We start from the raw sequence: 16,828 nt of genomic DNA, 5'->3' as shown, positions 1-16,828 counted from the left end.
TCGATGACAGCCCGCATCCTCGCCGCTGCCTGGGCGGTCGTGCTGGCCTGCGCGCTGGTCGCCTGTGGCGGGAGTTCACCCACCACTACCGCCGGCAGCCCGCCGAGCGGTTCGACCGCTCCCGGCTTGATGATCGATGTCACCATCGCCAACGGCCAGGTGACACCGGCCAATGCCACCCTGCAGGCCAAGGTCAAGGAGCAGATCACGCTGCGGATCACCAGCGACGTCACCGACGAGCTGCATGTGCATTCGGTACCTGACCACAAGTTCCAGATCGCGGCCGCACCCAACCAGACATTCCAGTTCAGCGTCGACGTGCCCGGAACGGTCGACCTCGAGTTGCATCACCTCAAACGCACGATCGCCACCATCCAAGTCCAGCCGTGACCGACGCTGCCGCGGCGAGCGTGCTGGCGCACGGCCTGGGCGGTTCGAACGACCTCCCCATCCCCTACACCTACGCATTGATCGGTGCGGCGTGGGCACTGACGTTCACGTTCGCTTTGGTTGCTCTGGCATGGAAGAAGCCGCGCTTCGACCCGGCCAAACCGGGACGGGCCCTGCCGGACGCGGTGACCGCGCTGGTCGACGCCCGGGCCACCCGCACGCTGGTGGCGGGCCTGGCGTTGCTGTTCGCGGTGTGGGTGCTCCTGGTCGGAGTCTTCGGTCCGCAGACGCCGGCCAACGGCCTGCTCGGCGCGTTCTATGTGTTGCTCTGGGTCGGACTCGTCGCGCTCTCGTTGTTCTTCGGGCCGGTATGGCGGGTCGTCTCGCCGGTACGCACGGTTTATCTGCTCCTGCGGCGGTGCGCTCCGGAGCGGCTGCGCGGGTCGCGCTTTTCCTATCCCGAAAGGTGGGGCTACCGCCCTGCGGCGCTGGGACTGTTCGCCTTCGTCTGGATGGAACTGGCCAGTCCCGACTCGGCCTCGGTGTTCGCGGTGAAGATATGGCTGCTGATCTACAGCCTGGTGCTGCTGGTCGGCGCGTGGCTGTGCGGACAACGCTGGCTGGCGCGGGCCGACCCGTTCGGCGTCTACAGCATGGCGGTGTCCCGGCTGTCCCCGTTCCGGCGCAATCGCGACACCGGCAAGATCGTCGTCGGCAACCCGTTCGACCATCTTCCGTCGTTGCCGGTCCGGCCGGGGGTGGTGATGGTGCTGGCGGTGCTGCTCGGCTCGACCGCGTTCGACAGCTTCTCGGCGTCGCCGAGCTGGCGCAATTTCTCGGACCGAGTCGCCCGCGGTGCGCACGGAGTGCCGGAGACGCTGACGTCGTCGGCGCTGCGTACCGCCGGGTTGATCGTCTTCATTTCGGTTGTGGCACTATCGTTTTCACTGGCAGCGCGAGCGACGGGCGGCGTCGACGCTGAGCAGCGCCGCGCCTTGCCCGGCCAGCTGGCGCATTCGCTGATCCCAATCGTGGTCGGCTACATCTTCGCCCACTACCTGACGTACCTGGTGGAACGTGGCCAGCAGGCCGTCATCGCGCTGGCTGACCCGTTGAGCCGCGGCTGGAATGTCGCCTACGTGTTGTCGATGCACCCTGCGGTGCTGTCCACCACCAAGGTCGCATGCGTGGTCACCGGCCACATCGTGGCGGTGATTGCGGCCCATGACAAGGCGCTGCGCTTGGTGCCGCCCGCTCACCAGCTCACCGGGCAGCTCACCATGATGCTGGTGATGGTGGGTTACACCTTCACCGGCTTGTATCTGCTTTTCGGCGGTTAACCCAGCGCATACTCCACCCTCTGGTCGCCGTCCCAGCGGCGCAGTCCCGTGAAGCGGCCGTCAAATTCGGCCGGCCGAGCGGCAACGGCCAGTGCTGAACTCAAGTGGGCCGCGTCGACGCGGCGCGCCAGCGTGACATGCGCCGTCCAGTGCCCCGGCAGGCTGTTGGCCATCGGCTCCGGCACCAGATGCGGACCGCACAGCCGATGCACCTCGTGGTGGAAAGCCAGCAGCTCCTGGGACGGCACGACCAGCCGGGTCAAGACGACATTGGCCCGTCCAAAGAGCACCGGCGCACCGATCAGACAATCCAGCGGCAGCTCGCGCGCCACCGGAACCAGCAACCGGTCGACGTCGGGCTCGATGCGTTGCGCCACCGCCACCGTCACATGCGGTCGGCCGGGCGGAACGCGGATAGGCAGCCCCACCTTCTTCAACGCGGCCAGGTCGTCCCACATGCGCCGTAGCATGGCCTCGGTGTCGGCGTCGAACAGCAGCTCGATCGAATGCGCCATCAGGACACCAAGGACCGCACCCACTCGGCGTCGAATGCCGCCGCGCTCAACGCCGCGAAATCGGCGGCGGCAGCAGCACCGGCCGGCAGCGCTGCCCGCACCGGCGCCAGCCGACCCAGCGCCGACCGATTGGAGGTCTCGACCAGCCCGGGCTGCCGCGGCCAGCTGCCGATCACCAGTCCGGCGCATGAAACACCCCGCGCGGCGAGCGCTTCCAGCGTCAGCGCGGTGTGGTTGAGGGTGCCGAGGCCGGCTCTGGTCACCACCAGCACCCCGGCAGCCAGGTCGACGGCGAGGTCGCGCAGCGTGACCCCCCCGGCAGCGAGTTCGACCAGCAGCCCGCCGGCGCCCTCCACCAACGTCAACCGTCCGGGCCGGTCGATGCCCAGGATCAACCGCAGCATCTCGTCGCGGCCGGGCAACGACGTCCCGGCCTGCTCCGCGGCGGCTGCCGGCGACATCGGCAGCGGGTAGCGCGCCAATCCGGCGAGTTCACTCACCCCGGCCAGCCGGCTCACCTCGGCGAGGTCGTCGTCGCCATCGGCGGTGCCGGTCTGGGCGGGTTTGCACACCGCCACATCGAGGCCCAGCTGCCCGGCGCACGACGCCAGCGCGGCGGTGGCGATCGTCTTCCCGACGCCGGTGTCCGTGCCGGTGACTACCAGGACCGTCAAGGGCGGACGCCGGACAGCACGTCGGCGAGCACGCGCCGCGCCAGGTCGAGCTCGTCGGCACTCAGCGAGGCGCGCGCGGTCAGCCGCAGCCGCGATGTCCCGGCGGGCACGGTCGGGGGCCGGAAGCAGCCCACCTTCACCCCGGCCTCCAGGCAGGCCGTCGCGGCGGCCAGCGCGACCTGCGGGTCACCCAGAATCACCGACACCACCGCCGAGTGCGGGACATCGGCGACACCGCAGACCCGGGCCAGTTCGGCGGCATGGCCGAGCACCGCGCCCGGTCGCCACGGTTCGGCCTTCAGTACCCGCAGCGCGGCCAGCGCGGCGCCTACCGCAGCTGGCGTCAGGCCGGTGTCGAAGATGAACGGCCGAGCCGCATCGATCAGATGTGCCCGCACCTCGGCCGGACCCAGGACCACCCCGCCCTGGCTGCCCAGCGCCTTGGACAACGTGGTGGTGACCACCACGTCGGGCGCCCCGGCCAGCCCGACCTCGTGCAGCAGGCCGCGTCCACCGCCTCGCACACCGAGACCGTGGGCCTCGTCGACGATCAGCAGGGCCCGGTGCCGCCGGCACGCGTCATGCAGTTCGCGCAGCGGCGCCAGCGCGCCGTCGGCGCTGAACACCGAGTCGGTGACGACGACGGCGCGGTCTTCGTCGCGTGATGCCAGCACCGCCTCGACGGCCGCCACATCGCGGTTGGGCGTCACCACTACCCGGGCGCGGGACAGCCGGCAGGCGTCGACCAACGATGCGTGCGAATAGGCGTCGGACACCAGCAGCGAGCCCGGACCGGACAGACTGACCACCGCGCCCAGGTTGGCGGTGTAGCCCGAGGAGAACACCAGGCCGGCGGCGGCGCCGACATACGCGGCGAGTTCTGTCTCGAACTGCGCGTGCAATTCGGTGTCGCCGGTGACCAGGCGGGAACCGGTGGCGCCCGCACCCCACACGCGCAGCGCCTGGACGCCGCCCTCGATGACCTCGGGATGCTGGGACAGCCCCAGGTAGTCATTGGAGGCCAGGTCGAGTTCGGTGCTCACCGGGGAACGCGGCCGCAGGAACCGGCGCAACCCGGCCTCCCGGCGTGCAACCTCCACCGCTTCCAGCCACGCCAGCGGGGATGTCTCGATCGACTTCATCGCTGATCAGCCTACGAGCCGCGCCACTTCGACCATCGCCGAGGTGATCTGTGCGACCTCGTCGAAAGTGCAGACGTACGGCGGCATCGCGTAGACCAGGTTTCGGAACGGGCGCAGCCACACTCCGCAGTCCAGCGCCGCCGGCGTCGCGACCGCCAGATCGACCGGCTTTTCGCACTCGATCACGCCGATTCCGCCGCACACCCGCACGTCGGTTACCCCCGGCAGCGCGCGGGCCGGTTCCAGTCCGGCGATGAGCCCGGCAGCGAGCTCGGCGACCCGCGACCGCCAGTCCTGGCCCAGCAGTACCTCGATGCTGGCCACCGAGACCGCGCAGGCCAGTGGATTGGCCATGAAGGTCGGTCCGTGCATCAGCGCACCGGCCGTGCCGGCGCTGATGGTGTGGGCGATCTCGGTGGTGCACAGGGTCGCGGCCAGGCTGAGATATCCCCCGGTGAGAGCCTTGCCGACGCACATGATGTCGGGGCTGACACCGGCGTGGTCCGCGGCGAACAGCTCACCGGTGCGACCGAAGCCGGTGGCGATCTCGTCGAAGATCAGCAGCACCCGGCGGCGGCTGCAGATCTCGCGCAGATCGGACAGATAACGCGGATCGTGAAAGCGCATGCCACCGGCACCCTGTACCACCGGCTCGACGATGACGGCGGCCAGTTCGGCCGCATGTTCAGTCAGTTGGGCCTCGAATGCCGCGCTGTAGGCGGGGTCATAGTCGCGCGGCACCTGCGGGGCGAAGACCTGCGGCACCAGCACGTCGGCCCATAACGAGTGCATGCCGCCGTCGGGGTCGCAGACGCTCATCGGCGTGAACGTGTCACCGTGGTAGCCCCCGCGCCAGGTCATCAGGCGGTGCTTGGCCGGTTGGTCCAGGCTGCGCCAGAACTGCAGCGCCATCTTGACCGCGACCTCCACCGACACCGACCCGGAGTCGCTGAAGAACACCGTGTCCAGGCCGGGCGGGGTGAGCTGCACCAGCAGTTGCGCCAACCGGGCGGCCGGCTCATGGGTCAGACCACCGAACATGACATGGTTCATCGTGCCCAGCTGCGCGGTCACCGCCGCGTCCAAGGCCGGATGGCCGTGCCCATGTATCGCCGTCCACCAGGAGCTCATCGCATCCAGCACTTCGACCGGGCGACCGTCGCGGATCAGCGTCAGCCAGGCGCCGCGCGCGGCGACGGCCACCACCGGAGGTATCGCTTCGCTGCCGATCGTGCTGTACGGATGCCACAGATGAGCGGCGTCGATCGCGCTGATCTGCGCGGGCGTCAATCCGGTTTCCAACCGTCCGGCCGCTGCCATGGAAGCCGACACTAGTCGGTTGCGGTCGCGGAAAAGGCGTTCATCGGGGAGCATGCAGGGCATGGCAGCCCCCGAACAGCCCCGTGAGCCGGATCAGGGCGCCGATGCGACGCGGGTGCGCGACGGGGTGCAGCCGGCCGACGGGCCGCGGGTTATCAGGCTGCGCCTGGTCCCCTGGGACGTCATCACCATGTTCGTGCTGCTGGGGTTGATCGTCGTCGCGGTCACCATGACAAGTTGGCCGACGCGGCTGTTCGCCTTCACCGACAACGTCTGCCAGGGCGACGATTGCCCGGTCGTGCCGTTCGGGGTCAACTACTACATCTACCCGCTGGTGTGGGGCGGCATCGGCGCGGCGGGGACGGCGGCCCTGGTGGGCCCGTTCGTGTCGCTGGTGAAGGGCTGGTTCATGTCCTTCTGGCCGATCGTCTCGGTGGGCGTCCTGAGCCTGGCCTCGGTGGCGGGCCGCGCCCTGACCGATTTCAGCAACACCTTCGGGCGCTGACGAGCCCGGACAACATCACGCGGCAGCAACATCTTTGAGACCGAAATCACAACTGCCGTCACAAGATTGATCCTCCCAGTAACCGTCGGGTCACGTTCCTACAAATAATGTTTCGCGCCTCTGGCGGTTACTTATCTCTGTTGTCAAAGTGTCTGCAGTGACTGGTGTGATTTCACCCGGGCTAACCCCGAGTGGTTTCGCTCCATCAAGTCCAGCGGCGCTCGGCCCCGAAGAGGCGGCCTATCGCTCCTGAACGGCGGCGGATGCGCGCGGTCACCGCGCTGAGGCACAGAGGGGCCTCCCGGGGTCCCAGGAAAAGAGGAACGAAATGAAACGCGTCTACGCCTTCGCGATCGGGCTGCTGATGTTCGCGGCGCCAATGGTGACTGCCGCGGGCATTGCCTCCGCAGATCCGTTCACCCGGACCAACGACTACCAACAGGTCGCCGACACCGTGATCGCGCGCGGACTCTCGCAGCGCGGTGTCCCGTTCTCTTGGGCCGGCGGCGGTGTCACCGGCCCCACCCGCGGCACCGGGTCGGGCATCAACACCGTCGGGTTCGACGCGTCGGGCCTGATCCAGTACGCCTACGCCGGCGCCGGCCTGAAATTGCCGCGTTCATCCGGCCAGATGTACCGGGTCGGCGAACGAGTACTTCCGCAGCAGGCCCGCAAGGCCGACTTGATCTTCTACGGGCCCGAAGGCACCCAGAGCGTCGCGATGTACCTCGGGAACGGCCAGATGCTCGAGGTCGGCGACGTCGTGCAGGTCTCGCCCGTGCGCAGTAGCGGCATGGCGCCCTACCTGGTCCGGCTTCTCGGGACCAACTCATTGCAGACGGCACCGGCCGCGCCGGCCCAGCAGGCGCCCGTCCAGCAGGTACCGGGCCAGCAGGCCCCGGCCCAGCAGATCCCCGGCCAGCAAGTCCCGGCCCAGCAGATCCCCGGCCAGCAAGTCCCGGCCCAGCAGATCCCCGGCCAGCAAGTCCCGGCCCAGCAGATCCCCGGCCAGCAGGCCCCGGCCCAGCAGATCCCCGGCCAGCAGGTTCCGTTGCAGCAGGCTCCGGTCCAGCAGGCTCCGGTCCAGCAGGCTCCGCTGCAGCAGCAGGCAGCGCAGCCGCCACTGCAGCAGGTGATCCCCCAGCCGGCGGCACCACTGGTTCCGACGCCACAGCCGCCCCTGCAGCTGGTGCCCGCGCAACCCGTCCCAGGCGCTACCGCGCCGCGGTAAAAGCTCGGGGCTTCCCCGGCATCACCCGACCGCCGCCGCTTGCTCCGCCAGGAGCGGGCGGCGGTTTTGGGTAAGTTAACGGTGACCATGCAGACGCCGACACCGCCCCGGGAACCGGCTGCCGAAACGGCATCCGGCGGCATGGGCACGCGTTCTTCGGGCTTCTACCGGCACGATCTCGACGGCCTGCGCGGTATCGCGATCGCTCTGGTCGCCGTTTTCCACGTCTGGTTCGGACGGGTGTCCGGCGGGGTCGACGTGTTCCTGGCGTTGTCCGGCTTCTTCTTCGGCGGCAAGGTGCTGCGTTCCGCGCTGGCCGGATCGCTCAACCCGGCCAACGAGGTGGTGCGGCTCGTCCGCCGGTTACTGCCCGCGCTGGTGGTCGTGCTAGCCGGGTGCGCACTGCTCACCGTTCTGATCCAGCCGCAGACCCGCTGGGAGGCGTTCGCCGACCAGAGCCTGGCCAGCCTGGGCTACTACCAGAACTGGGAACTGGCCAGTTCGGCGGCGGACTATCTGCGCGCCGGCGAAGCGGTCAGCCCGTTGCAGCACATCTGGTCGATGTCGGTGCAAGGCCAGTTCTATGTCGCCTTCCTGCTGGTGATCGCCGCGGTCGGCTACCTGTGTCGCGGGCGGCGGGTCCGCCGCCACCTGCGCACGGTGTTCGTGGTCTTGCTCAGCGTGCTGACGGTGGCGTCGTTCTGGTACGCGATCGTCGCCCACGAGACCTACCAGGCGACCGCGTACTACAACAGCTTCGCCCGCGCGTGGGAGCTGCTGCTGGGCGCGCTGGTCGGCGCGGTGGTCCCACGTATCCGGTGGCCGATGTGGCTGCGGACGCTGACCGCAACGCTGGCGCTGGCAGCGATCCTGTCGTGCGGCGCCCTGATCGACGGCGTCAAGGAGTTTCCCGGCCCGTGGGCGCTGGTACCGGTCGGGGCCGCCGTGCTGATGATCATGGCCGGTGCCAATATCGGGGCCCGGTCCGGCAACCGCGACCGGATGCCCCTGCCCAACCGGGTGTTGGCGGTCAGACCGCTGGTGACGCTGGGCGCGATGGCCTACTCCCTGTATCTGTGGCACTGGCCGCTGCTGATCTTCTGGCTCTCCTACACCGGTCACCGCAGCGCCAACTTCCTGGAAGGCATGGGTGTCCTGCTGGTGTCGGCGGTGCTGGCCTACCTGACCTACCGGCACGTCGAAGACCCGTTGCGCTACCGGGCAACCGCTACCCCGGCTGAACCGGTGCCGTGGCGGTTGCGGCTGCGCAGGCCCACCATCGCGTTGGGTTCGGTCGTGGTGCTGCTCGGCGTCACCCTGACCGCGACGTCATTCACCTGGCGCGAACACCTGGTCGCCGAACGCGCGGGCGGCAAGGAACTCAGCGGGCTCAGCTCGGCCGACTATCCCGGCGCGCGCGCATTGGTCAATCACGTGCGGGTGCCCAAACTGCGAATGCGCCCCACCGTGCTCGAAGTCAAAGAGGACCTCCCGGCGTCCACCAGAGACGGATGCATCAGCGACTTCGTCAACCCCGCGGTGGTGAACTGCACCTACGGCGATACCGATGCCCCGCGGACCATTGCCCTGGCCGGTGGGTCGCACGCCGAGCACTGGCTGCCCGCGCTGGATCTGCTCGGTCGCCTGCACCACTTCAAAGTGGTGACCTACCTCAAGATGGGCTGCGCGCTGTCCACCGAACAGGTCCCGCTGATCATGGGCAACAACGCGCCCTATCCGCAGTGCCGGGAGTGGGTGGAGACCACGATGGCCAAGCTGGTCACCGACCGTCCCGACTACGTGTTCACCACCTCGACACGACCGTGGAACATCAAAACCGGCGACGTGATGCCCGCCACTTACATCGGAATCTGGCAAACGTTGTCCGACAACAACATTCCGATTCTTGCCGTGCGGGACACGCCATGGCTGGTCAAGGATGGGCAACCATTCAACCCGGCCGACTGCCTGGCCAAGGCGCGCGGCTCGGACTCCTGCGGCGTCAAGCGGTCCGACCTGCTGTCCGACCGCAACGGCACGCTGGACTTCATCGGGCAGTTCCCGCTGCTCAAGCCGATCGACCTGTCCGACGCGATATGTGAGCCCGACGTCTGTCGTGCGGTCGAAGGAAACGTGCTGATCTATCGCGATCCGCATCACCTGACGCCGACCTACATGCGCACGCTGGCACCCGAACTGGGCCGCCAGATCGCCGCGGTCACCGGTTGGTGGTGACACGCCACCCAGGGCAGCAGACACGGATAAGGTCTAGTGATGTCGTCGACCGAGCGCGGGACAGATATTTCATATGACGGCGCGGATGGCTCACCCGAACTGGTGACGGTATGGCCGGGCTCGCCGTTTCCGCTCGGCGCCACCTATGACGGTGCCGGTACCAACTTTTCGTTGTTCTCCGAAGTTGCCGACAAAGTCGAATTGTGCCTGATTGCGCGTGACGGCAGCGAAACGCGGATCAACCTCGACGAGGTCGATGGCTACATCTGGCACTGCTACCTACCCACGGTTACCCCGGGACAACGTTACGGATTTCGGGTGCACGGGCCGTTCGACCCGGACGCCGGCCACCGCTGCGACCCGAGCAAACTGCTGCTCGATCCCTACGGCAAATCCTTCGTGGGCGATTTCGAGTTCAGTCAGGCGCTGTTCTCCTACGACCTTGCCGTCGCGGCCGAGGACCCGTCCGAAACCGGCATCCCCCCAATGGTCGACTCGCTGGGCCACACCATGACCACCGTGGTGATCAACCCGTTCTTCGACTGGGCGTCGGACCGGGCGCCCTGCACGCCCTATCACGAAACGATCATCTACGAAGCGCACGTCAAGGGCATGACCCAGACGCACCCGGGCATTCCCCATGAACTTCGCGGCACCTACGCCGGCCTGTCACATCCGGTGATCATCGATCACCTCAAGGCGTTGAACGTCACGGCCATCGAGCTGATGCCGGTCCACCAGTTCCTGCACGACCATCGGCTGATCGACCTGGGACTGCGAAACTACTGGGGCTACAACACATTCGGTTTCCTGGCCCCGCATTACCAGTACGCGGCCAGCCGCAAACCGGGCGGCGCCGTCGCCGAGTTCAAGTCGATGGTGCGCACGTTCCACGAGGCGGGTATCGAGGTGATCCTCGACGTGGTCTACAACCACACCGCCGAGGGCAACCACCTCGGCCCGACGATCAACTTCCGCGGCATCGACAACGCCGCCTACTACCGCCTCGTCGATGGTGACCTGCGCCACTACAAGGATTTCACCGGTACCGGCAACAGCCTCAACGTGCGGCACCCGCACACCCTGCAACTCATCATGGACTCGTTGCGGTATTGGGTGCTGGAGATGCACGTCGACGGCTTCCGGTTCGACCTGGCGGCCACCCTGGCCCGCGAGTTCTACGACGTCGACCGACTGTCAGCGTTTTTCGACCTGGTCCAGCAGGATCCGGTGGTCAGCCAGGTCAAGTTGATCGCCGAACCGTGGGATGTCGGCGAAGGTGGTTACCAGGTCGGAAACTTCCCAGGTTTGTGGACCGAGTGGAACGGGAAATACCGCGACACTGTGCGCGAATACTGGCGGGGCGAGCCCGCAACCCTGGGCGAGTTCGCTTCCCGGCTGACCGGGTCGTCGGACCTCTACGAAGCGACCGGCCGGCGGCCCGGCGCCAGCATCAACTTCGTCACCGCGCACGACGGCTTCACCATGCATGACCTGGTGTCCTACAACGAAAAACACAATGCCGCCAACGGCGAAGACAACCGCGACGGCGAGAGCCACAACCGGTCTTGGAACTGCGGTGTGGAGGGACCTACCCACGACCCGGACATCATCGCGCTGCGCGGCAAGCAGATGCGCAACTTCTGGGTCACGCTGATGGTCAGTCAGGGCACCCCGATGATCTCCCACGGCGATGAGATCGGGCGCACCCAACTCGGCAACAACAACGTGTATTGCCAGGACTCCGAGTTGTCGTGGATGGACTGGTCGCTGGTCGAGAAGAACGCCGACCAACTGGCCTTCGCCCGTAAGGTGACGCGGCTGCGCAAGAAGCATCCGGTGTTTCGCCGGCGCCGCTTCCTCAAGGGCCGGCCGATTCGCAGCAATGAAGCCGACATCCACGACATCGCATGGCTGACGCCTTCGGGCGAGGAGATGACCGAACAGGACTGGGACAACGACTTCGGCAAGAGCATCGCGGTGTTCCTCAACGGCCAGGCCCTCCCCGAACCGAATCGCCGTGGTGAACGCGTCGTCGATGACTCGTTCCTGCTGTGTTTCAACGCCCACGACCAGGAAGTCACCTTTGTCATGCCGCACGGCAACTATGCACAGCAGTGGACAGTGGAGCTGGACACCACCAGCCCGACCGGCGTGGCCGACCGGGTGGTGAATGAGGGCGATGAGCTGGCACTGCCCGGCCGCTCCGTGCTCATCTTACGTAAGACGTTGTGACACATGCCTTTTCCAGTCTCAGCAACCTACCGGTTGCAACTTCGCGGCGCGTCCAGTGGCTTCGCGTTCACGCTCGGTGACGCGGAAAACCTACTGGACTACCTCGATGAGCTCGGGGTGTCCCATGTCTACCTGTCCCCCGTCCTGACCGCGACCAGCGGTTCGTCGCACGGTTATGACGTCACGGATCCGACAACGGTGTCGCCTGAGCTCGGCGGCCCTGAGGGGTTGGCCCGGTTGTCCGAGGCGGCGCGGGCCCGCGGCATGGGCCTGGTGATCGATGTGGTGCCCAACCACGTGGGTATCGACCAGCCCCAGCAGAACGCCTGGTGGTGGGATCTGCTGAAGCACGGACGCGACTCCGAGTACGCCTCCTTCTTCGATATCGATTGGACGTTGGACGACGCGGGGCGAATCGTGCTGCCGCTGTTGGGTTCTGACGACGATGCGGCCGATCTGACCGTCGACGGCGACCTGCTGCGACTGGGTGACCTGGCGCTTCCGATCGCCCCGGGCACCGGGGACGGGCCCGGCCCGGAGGTACACGATCGCCAGCACTACCGGCTGGTGGGCTGGCGCAACGGTGTGGTCGGATACCGCCGGTTCTTCTCGATCACCTCGCTGGCCGGATTACGGCAGGAGGACCGCCGCGTCTTCGATGCCACCCATGCCGAAGTGGGTCGCTGGTTCAGTGAGGGGATCGTTGACGGGGTGCGCATCGACCATCCCGACGGTTTAGCCGATCCGGCAGGCTATCTGGTGTGGCTGCGCGAGTTGGCCGGACCCGACGCGTGGATCGTCATCGAGAAGATCCTGGGCGTCGACGAGGCGCTGGAACCCACGCTGCCGGTCGCCGGCACCACGGGCTACGACGTGCTGCGGGAGGTGGGTGGGGTTTTCGTCGACCCGCGCGGCGAACCGGCGCTCACCGAACTCGTCGATGCCGCGGGCCTGCAGTACAGCGCTATGCCGGACTTGTTGGCCGAACTCAAGGTTCGGGCCGCGACCGACACCCTGGGCAGTGAGCTGGCGCGGCTGCGGCGCAGCATCGTGGCGGCCGCGGGCGCCGACGACCCGCGGCTGCCGGAGGCGGTGGCGGCGCTGCTGACCCACATCGACGTCTACCGGTGTGACTATCAGGGGTTGTCGGCGATGTTACCGACCGCACTTGCCGAAACCGAAGCGGCACAACCGGATCTGGGGCCCGCCCTCGTCGTTCTCGCCGCCGCACTGGCCCGCGGCGGCGAGTCCGCCATCCGGCTGCAGCAACTGTGCGGCGCGGTGACCGCCAAAGCGGTCGAGGACTGTCTGTTCTACCGCGACGCCCGTCTGGTATCGCTGAACGAGGTCGGCGGGGAACCACACCGGTTCGGGGTCGGCGTGGCCGAGTTCCATCAGAGCGCCGCCACCCGTGCCCGGCTGTGGCCGTCAGCCATGACCACACTGACCACGCACGACACCAAGCGCGGAGAAGACGTGCGGGCCCGCATCGGTGTGCTGTCACAGGTGCCGTCGTTGTGGACCGAATTCGTGCGGCGGTGGGAGAGCCATGCCCCCTCCCCTGATCCGGCGACCGGACAATTCCTGTGGCAGAACATCTTCGGTGTCTGGCCGGCGAGCGGCGAGGTCACCGGCGAGTTACGCGATCGACTGCACGCCTACGCCGAGAAGGCGATCCGGGAGGCGGCTTGGCACACGTCATGGAACGACCCTGACTCCGAGTTCGAGGGCGCCGTGCACAGCTGGCTGGATAAAGTGCTGGACGGACCTGTGGCCGGCGAATTGACCAAACTCGTCGGCCAGGTCAACCCCCATGCCGCCAGCGACGCGCTGGGCCAGAAGCTGCTGGCCCTGACCGTCCCGGGTATCCCCGACGTCTACCAGGGCACCGAGTTGTGGGATGACAGCCTGGTCGACCCGGACAACCGCCGTGAGGTCGACTACGCGGTCCGGCGCCAAGCGCTGAACGAATTGCAGCATAACAAGATTCGCGTCGTCACGACCGCTCTGCGCCTGCGGCGGTCACGGCCGGATTGTTTCCTGCACGGCGACTACGTGCCGGTGCTCGCCGCCGGACAGGCCGCCGACCACGTCGTGGCGTTTCGCCGCGGCCCCGGCATCGTGGTGGCAGTCACCCGCTGGACGGTGGCGCTCAGCGACACCGGCTGGGGCGACACGGTGCTGCCGCTGCCCGACGGATCGTGGACCGATCGGCTGACCGGCGCCACGGCAAGCGGGCCGACAGCGGCCGCCCAACTCTTCGCCGAGCTGCCCGTGGTGCTACTGGAGCGTCTTGATGACTGAATTCAAAGTGTGGGCGCCCAAGCCTGAGCTGGTGCGCCTCGACGTCGACGGCGCGGTATACGACATGATCCGCTCCGACGACGGCTGGTGGCACGCCAGCGTGGATGCGCGACCGGATGCCCGCTACGGCTTCCTGCTCGACGACGACGCCACCGTGCTTCCGGACCCGCGTTCTCCGCGCCAGCCCGATGGCGTGCACGAACGCTCCCAGCTCTGGGATCCGGCGGGCGCCGCCTGGACCGATGGCGACTGGGCCGGCCGGTCCGTCGAGGGCGCGGTGATCTACGAACTGCACGTCGGCGCCTTCACCCCCGAGGGCACCTTCGACGCGGCCATCGAAAAGCTGGACTACCTGGTGGATCTCGGTGTCGGCTTCGTCGAGCTGATGCCGGTCAACTCGTTCGCCGGCACGCACGGCTGGGGGTACGACGGCGTGCTGTGGTACAGCGTGCACGAGCCCTACGGCGGTCCCGACGGCCTGGTCAGGTTGGTCGATGCGTGTCACGCCCGCGGTCTCGGCGTGCTGATCGACGCGGTGTTCAACCACCTCGGACCCTCGGGCAACTATCTGCCGAAGTTCGCGCCATATCTGTCGTCGGCCAGCAACCCGTGGGGCGAGGGCATCAACATCGCAGACGCCGACTCGGACGAGGTGCGCCGCTACATCATCGGGTGTGCGCTGCGGTGGATGCGCGACTTCCACGCCGACGGCCTGCGGCTGGACGCGGTACACGCGCTGGTGGACCTCACCGCCGTACACCTGCTCGAGGAGCTCGCCACCGAAACCGACTGGTTGTCAAGGCAGTTGGGCCGACCGCTGGCACTGGTCGCTGAGAGCGACCTCAATGATCCGCGCCTGATCACCCCGCGGGAGCGCGGCGGGTACGGTCTCACCGCGCAATGGGCCGACGACATCCACCACGCCATCCACACCGCGGTGTCCGGCGAACGTCAGGGCTACTACGGCGATTTCGGTTCCCTGGGCACGTTGGCGCAGACGTTGCGCCACGGGTTCTTTCACGCCGGCAGCTACTCCTCGTTCCGCCGGCGCCGGCACGGTCGGCCGCTGGACACCACCGAGGAGACCGGGATCCCGGCGACCCGACTGCTGGCCTACACGTGCACGCACGACCAGGTCGGCAATCGCGCGCTCGGGGACCGCCCCTCGCAGAACCTGACGCCGGGACAGTTGGCCGTCAAGGCCGCCTTGGTTCTCGGATCTCCCTATACGGCAATGCTTTTCATGGGCGAGGAGTGGGGTGCGTCCACGCCTTTCCAGTTCTTCAGCTCGCATCCCGAGCCGGAGCTGGCCGAGGCCACCAGGACGGGGCGCAAGGCGGAATTCGCCGAACACGGGTGGGACGCCGACGACATTCCCGATCCCCAGGACCCCCAGACGTTTCAGCGCTCCAAGCTCAACTGGGACGAGATCGGTTCCGAAGACCACGCCCGGCTATTGGAGGTGTATCGCGACCTGATCGCGCTGCGCCTCAGCGAGCCCGACCTCGCCGACCCGTGGCTGGATCACCTCGTCGTCGACTACGACGAGGAACAGCGGTGGATCGTGCTGTGGCGCGGGGGGCTGGCGATCGCGTGCAATCTGGGTGTCGAAGCGGTGAGCGTGCCGGTCCAGGGCGAGCTGGTGCTGGCCTGGGACAGCCCGGAGGCCGGGGACAAGGCCACCGAGCTACCCGGCCATTCCTTCGCGATCCTGCGCAGCGGGTAGCGCCGCGCCGCTCGCCAGCCGGCCCGGTGTCGCCGGAACGATAACGGTCACGTCATTTCCGCTGCGCTCCACGCGAAGACCCGCCCTGCGGGCGACGGCTGCGACCGCGGCGGCATCAGCGGGCTCGGCGCGGGTGACGGCCAGAGCACGGGCCAGGCGTCCCTTGTGCGCCTTGTTGAAGTGGGTGACCACTGCCCGTCGGCCGTCGGGGTACTCGGCCAACACGTCCACGGCGACGGCGGCCGGTGCCCGGCCCAGCGCGACATACGAACCCGAGCGGAGATCGACGATCAGGTGTTCCTCGGCCAACTCGGCGAGCAGCGGCTCCAGCAGCGGCCGCCACCGGGCGGCCAGCGTGGGTCTGCCCGGCAGTTTCGACGTCGCGGAGAGCCGGTACGCCGGCACCCGATCGTCGGCGCGAAGCAGCCCGAACAACGCCGACGCGATGTACAAGCGGTCAGCTGCGCGCTTCGCTCCGGCCCCGCGCAGTGAGTCGACGTCCAGCGCGTCGTAGAGGACCCCGGTGTAGCGGCGGATGGCCGGCAGTGTGGGTGCCAGGCGAAGCGCCGCGTTGCGCTCGATCTCGGCGACTTGCGACGCCGAGACGCCCAGCGCCGACCTGCTCGCCACCGGGTCCGACGCCAACTCGACAAGCTCCCCCACCAGCGCCGACCGCAATGGATTCAGTCCCGGGTGGCCGAGATTGGCGAGTTGCAGCGGTGGGCCGTCGCCCCCGGCCCGTTTGGTCTCCGACGGAGGCAGCAGCACGATCACGCGTGCAGACGTTAGCCTGCGCTCCCCGCCCCTCCCCCGCCAGCAGACGCAAACTCACCGTGGAGCGCACGCTCCATGGTGAGTTTGCGTCTGCTCGGCATGACAAGGAAGCCCCAAGAATCCTTCAAGCGCTGCGCACAACACTGAGGCCATGACGACGATCGCCCCTCGGTTGGTAGCTCCCGCCGCCCTGGTCAAGGGTATTTCGGTCCCCAAGATCAGTGGTCTAGCCGTAATGAGCGTGGTCCTGGGAATCCTGCAGTACGTCGTCCTCTTCATCCCGTGCTGGCTGGTCACGATTCCGTTCGGCGTGCACGCGCTGCACCAGGCCGACAAGAACAACACCGCCAGCCGCGGCCTGGCGATCGCCGGCCTGGCGCTGTCGGTCATTCACTTCGCCGTCTACACCTTCGTCTTCGTCTGGCTGCTCACCACCA

The 16,828-nt window shown here is 67.8% G+C and carries 12 protein-coding genes and 2 pseudogenes; 9 read left to right on the top strand and 5 right to left on the bottom strand.

The genetic code is table 11. The features are described from left to right. The first annotated feature begins 3 nt into the window (after positions 1 to 3). Both AC5Y7D_RS20995 and AC5Y7D_RS20990 read left to right on the top strand, forming a co-directional pair. Positions 4 to 390 carry a hypothetical protein gene (locus tag AC5Y7D_RS20995; protein WP_499927341.1) on the top strand — a complete coding sequence of 129 codons (387 nt, stop codon included), beginning with the start codon at positions 4 to 6 and terminating at the stop codon, positions 388 to 390. Next, a complete protein-coding gene (locus tag AC5Y7D_RS20990) occupies positions 387 to 1,730 on the top strand; it encodes a hypothetical protein (RefSeq protein ID WP_499927339.1) in 1,344 nt (447 codons plus the stop codon). Before AC5Y7D_RS20995 ends, AC5Y7D_RS20990 begins: the two co-directional genes overlap by 4 nt. On the opposite strand, the gene AC5Y7D_RS20985 is transcribed toward AC5Y7D_RS20990, so the two are convergent. From AC5Y7D_RS20985 to AC5Y7D_RS20970, 4 genes are read right to left on the bottom strand one after another with little or no spacing between them, the layout of a single operon-like run. Further along, positions 1,727 to 2,245: a 2'-5' RNA ligase family protein gene (locus tag AC5Y7D_RS20985; protein ID WP_499927338.1), complete on the bottom strand. Its 519-nt coding sequence runs from the start codon at positions 2,243 to 2,245 to the stop codon at positions 1,727 to 1,729. The genes AC5Y7D_RS20990 and AC5Y7D_RS20985 overlap by 4 nt on opposite strands. After that, positions 2,245 to 2,919 (bottom strand): dethiobiotin synthase, encoded by a 675-nt coding sequence (gene bioD, locus AC5Y7D_RS20980; protein WP_499927336.1) that lies wholly within the window; start codon positions 2,917 to 2,919, stop codon positions 2,245 to 2,247. Before bioD ends, AC5Y7D_RS20985 begins: the two co-directional genes overlap by 1 nt. Then, entirely contained in the window at positions 2,916 to 4,061 is a 1,146-nt protein-coding gene (locus AC5Y7D_RS20975) for an 8-amino-7-oxononanoate synthase (protein ID WP_499927334.1), read from the bottom strand. The genes bioD and AC5Y7D_RS20975 overlap by 4 nt, the downstream gene beginning before the upstream one ends. A gap of 6 nt (positions 4,062 to 4,067) precedes the next feature. After that, the gene (locus AC5Y7D_RS20970) at positions 4,068 to 5,381 is read right to left on the bottom strand and encodes an adenosylmethionine--8-amino-7-oxononanoate transaminase (protein WP_499927332.1); all 1,314 of its coding nucleotides are present in this window, start codon (positions 5,379 to 5,381) and stop codon (positions 4,068 to 4,070) included. Between the two features lie 61 nt (positions 5,382 to 5,442). Here AC5Y7D_RS20970 and AC5Y7D_RS20965 point away from each other — a divergent pair, with 61 nt between their 5' ends. The 6 genes and pseudogenes from AC5Y7D_RS20965 (at position 5,443) to treZ (ending at position 15,617) form a co-directional block, all read left to right on the top strand. Further along, a complete protein-coding gene (locus tag AC5Y7D_RS20965; protein ID WP_499927331.1) occupies positions 5,443 to 5,886 on the top strand; it encodes a hypothetical protein in 444 nt (147 codons plus the stop codon). 328 nt (positions 5,887 to 6,214) lie between these two features. Next, positions 6,215 to 6,892: pseudogene (gene ripD, locus AC5Y7D_RS20960) on the top strand (NlpC/P60 family peptidoglycan-binding protein RipD); the annotation flags it as partial. Positions 6,893 to 7,204: 312 nt separating this feature from the next. Next, the gene (gene sucT / locus AC5Y7D_RS20955) at positions 7,205 to 9,352 is read left to right on the top strand and encodes an acetyltransferase SucT (protein WP_499927478.1); all 2,148 of its coding nucleotides are present in this window, start codon (positions 7,205 to 7,207) and stop codon (positions 9,350 to 9,352) included. 39 nt (positions 9,353 to 9,391) lie between these two features. Continuing rightward, the gene (gene glgX / locus AC5Y7D_RS20950; RefSeq protein WP_499927329.1) at positions 9,392 to 11,587 is read left to right on the top strand and encodes a glycogen debranching protein GlgX; all 2,196 of its coding nucleotides are present in this window, start codon (positions 9,392 to 9,394) and stop codon (positions 11,585 to 11,587) included. Positions 11,588 to 11,590: 3 nt separating this feature from the next. Then, the gene (treY, locus tag AC5Y7D_RS20945; protein ID WP_499927327.1) at positions 11,591 to 13,891 is read left to right on the top strand and encodes a malto-oligosyltrehalose synthase; all 2,301 of its coding nucleotides are present in this window, start codon (positions 11,591 to 11,593) and stop codon (positions 13,889 to 13,891) included. Then, positions 13,884 to 15,617 carry a malto-oligosyltrehalose trehalohydrolase gene (gene treZ / locus AC5Y7D_RS20940; RefSeq protein WP_499927325.1) on the top strand — a complete coding sequence of 578 codons (1,734 nt, stop codon included), beginning with the start codon at positions 13,884 to 13,886 and terminating at the stop codon, positions 15,615 to 15,617. Before treY ends, treZ begins: the two co-directional genes overlap by 8 nt. A 36-nt stretch (positions 15,618 to 15,653) precedes the next feature. On the opposite strand, the pseudogene yaaA reads toward treZ, so the two are convergent. Continuing rightward, a pseudogene (gene yaaA, locus AC5Y7D_RS20935) lies at positions 15,654 to 16,391 on the bottom strand (peroxide stress protein YaaA); the annotation flags it as partial. 151 nt (positions 16,392 to 16,542) lie between these two features. Here yaaA and AC5Y7D_RS20930 point away from each other — a divergent pair. After that, on the top strand, positions 16,543 to 16,828 hold a 286-nt coding region (locus AC5Y7D_RS20930), incomplete at its 3' end, for a DUF4190 domain-containing protein (RefSeq protein WP_499927323.1).

The organism is Mycobacterium sp. NGS49 (assembly GCF_059812565.1).
The sequence above is the reverse complement of the archived record's forward strand: the minus strand, read 5'-3'. Positions and strand labels throughout refer to the sequence as shown.